Genomic DNA, 3,926 nt, shown 5'->3' on the forward strand with positions numbered 1-3,926 from the left:
GGTGTGGGTGGGGCAGGCGGGGGCCGACTCACCCCGGTGCTTAAACACCGCGTTGACAAACTCTTCGCCCACCTGACGATGGGTGGTGAGCTTGCCACCAATCAGCGAAATCAGGTTCTCGGCGCCCTCTTTGCTGTGGTTGTGGAGAATGTGATCGCGGCTAATGCTACCGGCTTTTTTGCCCTCAGCATAGGGCAGGGGCCGCACGCCAGCGTAGGTAAAGCGCACGTCCTCACGGGTGAGATGAGCGGCGGGCAGCACGGCGTTGGTCTCTTTGAGTAAATAATCGACCTCGGCATTGTCAGCCTTGATGTTGTCGAGGGGGCCGTCGTAGCGCTCGTCGGTGGTGCCAATCAAAAATTGGCCCAGCCAGGGAATGATGAAAAAGGGCCGTCCGTCAGACTTGGCCTCGGTGTACAGGGCTGAGTCGGGGGCACCGGGGAAGGCATCGACAATGATGTGGCTGCCCTTGGTGCCGCCAATCTTGCGGCCCTTGCTCACAGGCGACTCGCTCAGGCCACAGACCGCATCGACCCAGGGGCCAGAGGTGTTAAGCACAAGCGTTTTGTCGTGGGTTTTGACTTCAAAGGTGGTGTCGCTCAGCATGTCGCGGCAGGTGAGGCCGGTAATGCGGCGATCGCCCATGTGAATATCTTCGACCTTGGCGTAGTTGAGCACCGTTGCCCCGGCCCGCTCGGCATCGAGAATGTTTTCGAGGCAGAGACGCTCGGCGTGCTCGGCCTGGCCGTCGTAGTACTGGGCCGACCCCGCCAGGTCGTCGGCATCCATGGCGCGAAACAGCTGCCGGGTGGTCTTGCGCGACAGCATGCGGTGGTTGGGCAGCGACTTGTCGTAGCTGAGTACGTCGTAGAGCACCATGCCCACCTGAATGATGCGGTAGCTGCGCGCCCCGCTGCGGTAGACCGGAATTGTCATCTGTAACGGCTTAGCCAGGTGGGGGGCGTTGCGCAGCAGCACCTCGCGCTCGTGGAGCGACTCGCGCACCAGGTTAAATTCAAAATATTCCAGATAGCGCAGCCCGCCGTGAATCAGGCGGCTCGACCAACTGGTGGTGCCGCCGGCAAAGTCACCTTTTTCTACTAATACTGTCTTGAGCCCTCGCAGAGCACCATCGCGGGCCGTGGCCGCACCGTTGATGCCGCCGCCAATCACAATTAGGTCGAAAGGCTCGGTAGTTAAGGTTTGTAGGTTGCGCATAAATTTTTGGGGTTAGGGTTTGCGGGGGTAAAACAGCCCGGTGGCCTTAGTCCCGAGAACGGGGTGAGCGGGCGTGGTGTTATCGAAACGCGGTGCTTTGGGTCAGAGCCCCAGCAGCAGCCATTGGGCAGCGGCGCTTTTTCTCGTTAGCCTAACGCATCAAATTTAAGCGCGGGCAGAAGTCAGGGGGGCTCATCCTGAGGCTATATCGACTCTTTACCTGGATAAATAGTCTTTTTAGCGAGACGAAAGCCTAAAAAATAGCGCCAGGGCATGAGCTGGCGCTGTTTGATAACTTAGGCCGTGACCAAATTAGGTTCACTGTCTGCGATCCCCACGGCGTTAGCTTCGCGGAACATATGGTTGGCCCACTGCTGCACGTCGTAGCGGGTAATGGCAGCGTGCATGGTCTGCATGCGGCGGCGCTGCTCTTCTAGGGGCATATCCAGGGCTGTGTCGATCGACTCATCCATGTTTTTGTCGGAATAGGGGTTGGTCAGCACCGCATCGGGCAGCTCTACCGCTGAGCCCGTAAACTCAGAGAGCACCAGCACACCGTTTTCGCCGCCGTGGGCGGCAATGTACTCTTTGGCCACCAGGTTGAGACCGTCGCGCAGGGGGGGAATCCACGCAATGTCGGCGGTCTTGTACAGCGCCATCAGGTCGTTAAAGGGGATGGGCTCGGTAAAGAGCTGAATCGCGTTCCAGGTCAGAGTGGAGTATTTGCCGTTGATCTGGCCGACCAGCTGCTCAATTTCGCTCTGGGCAGTTTTGTAGACCCGCATCCCAGCGGCAGCTTTGACGGCGGTCATAATCAGGTTGACCTTACCGCGCAGCTCAGGCCGCCGCTCCAGCAGGCGCTCGTAGCAGAGCAGCATCTCCTTAGCGCCCTTGACGTAATCGACCCGACCCGCCGAGACAATGATCTTATTGTCGCCGATGTCGTTGCGAATCGCTTGGACGCGGTCTAGGACTGCGGGGCTGTTCACAGTCTCGTGGATGTAGCCGGGGTTGGTGCCCACCGGGAAGGCATCAACGTTGACCACGCGCCCCTTATATTCGAGTTGGGTGGTCATGTCGGGCTCGGCCAGGGCGGTGCCGAAGGGGGTAAACGCCTCGGGTACGGGCTTGCGCTCGACCAGTTTGACGTCGCGCAGGCTGCGGGCCGCAGAGACAAAGTTCTCGACGTAGCGGGGAATGTGGAAGCCGCACAGGTCACAGCAGAGCAGGCTGTCAACGATCGCCTCGCGCCAGTGCAGAATGTTGAACACGTCGGCGGCGGGGAAGGGGGTGTGGTGGAAGAAGGCGATCTTCACATTGGGCATTTTTTGCCGAATGTAGAAGGGCGCCAGCCACAGGTTGTAGTCGTGAATCCAGATCAGGGCATCGTCGGCGGCTTCTTGGCAGGCGGCTTCGGCAAACAGCTGATTGATGTGCTGAAAGTTTTCCCAGTCAGAGCTTTCGTAGGTAAAGTGCTCGGGGAAGGAGTGCAGAATGGGCCAGATCGCTTCTTTAGCCGTGATGTAGTAGAAGTCTTTGACCCGCTCAGCCGAGAGGGGAATGCGGCGGATGACGGCGCGATCGCTCCAGCCCTCCATGGTCACCCGCTCGTCGAAGCTCTCCTGCTGGTCTTCAGCGACCTGCTTCCAGGCGACCCAGGTGCTGCTATCGGCATTGGCAAAAAAGCTTTTTAGGGTTGGTACAATGCCGTTGGGGCTTTTCTTTTCGCGATAGACGGTCTTGCCGTTTTCAACGACCTCGTCGTAGGGCTCACGGTGATAAAGGATGACTAAAGAAGATTTCATCGGGCTGATAGCTCCTGGCTAAACGCGCGGGACGGCTGCTTTGCAAACTCCGAGGGATGATTTACATTACTTAGCAAGTCTATGTCTACAGAGGGACGGCAGTATCTATCTAGGGGTATATCTCTATGTCTAAAGATGGATGTCGCGATTATACTCTATGCTCTTTAGGCGTATGGGCCAGGTCATCAGGGGTGGTGACAGTGGCAGTGCAGACCATCCATGTGTTTTTATGCAGTATGTCCTGGCGCTCAATAGAGCAACTTGTTTGAGTAAATGGCTACTTAATGCCTTGTGGTTTTATCTTCAACTGGTTCTTAGCCCATGCCCCCCGCGCCTTCTGCAAGTCAACCTCCAGATTGGGGAGACGATACAGATGCAGCATTATTTTTAGCCCTGAAACGGGGAGATAAATCAGCCTTAGCGATTTTGTACGATCGCTACTCGCGGCTGGTTTACACGATCGCCTTTCGGGTCTTAAACAGTGGCCCAGAAGCTGAAGATTTGACCCAAGAAATTTTTCTGAACCTTTGGCAGAAGCCAACCTATGACCCGGCCCGGAGTTCCCTCAGCCGGTTTTTGGGTACCGTCACCCGCAATCGGGCCATCGATCGGGTGCGGGCTCGCAGTAACCGACGGCGGATTCTCCAAGGGCTGACTCCCCAGGCTCCAGCCGTGGGTGAATTTTCGCTACCAGAAGCGCAGGCCTCCCAGGGAGAGCGATCGCAGCGGGTGCGCAAAGCCCTACAAACCCTGCCCGAAAAGCAGCGAGAGTTATTGTGGCTGGCCTACTATCATGGATTTAGCCAATCCGAAATTGCCAGTCACACGAATATTCCTTTAGGGACGGTCAAGTCGCGCATGCGTCAGGGCTTGCTCAAGCTTAAAGAGACGCTCCACGATTTG

The 3,926-nt window shown here is 57.3% G+C and carries 3 protein-coding genes; 1 reads left to right on the plus strand and 2 read right to left on the minus strand.

The features are described 5' to 3' along the window. Both IQ254_RS30020 and ggpS read right to left on the minus strand, forming a co-directional pair. Positions 1-1,218, minus strand: a 1,218-nt coding sequence (locus IQ254_RS30020) for a glycerol-3-phosphate dehydrogenase/oxidase (RefSeq protein WP_193969806.1), incomplete at its 3' end; no start/stop codon positions are given. A 296-nt stretch (positions 1,219-1,514) separates the two neighbouring features. After that, positions 1,515-3,023: a glucosylglycerol-phosphate synthase gene (gene ggpS, locus IQ254_RS30025; protein ID WP_193969807.1), complete on the minus strand. Its 1,509-nt coding sequence runs from the start codon at positions 3,021-3,023 to the stop codon at positions 1,515-1,517. A gap of 321 nt (positions 3,024-3,344) precedes the next feature. Here ggpS and IQ254_RS30030 point away from each other — a divergent pair. After that, a partial coding sequence (locus tag IQ254_RS30030; protein ID WP_193969808.1) for a sigma-70 family RNA polymerase sigma factor occupies positions 3,345-3,926 on the plus strand: 582 nt, incomplete at its 3' end.

Source organism: Nodosilinea sp. LEGE 07088 (assembly GCF_015207395.1).
In the GTDB taxonomy this organism is placed as follows: domain Bacteria; phylum Cyanobacteriota; class Cyanobacteriia; order Phormidesmidales; family Phormidesmidaceae; genus Nodosilinea.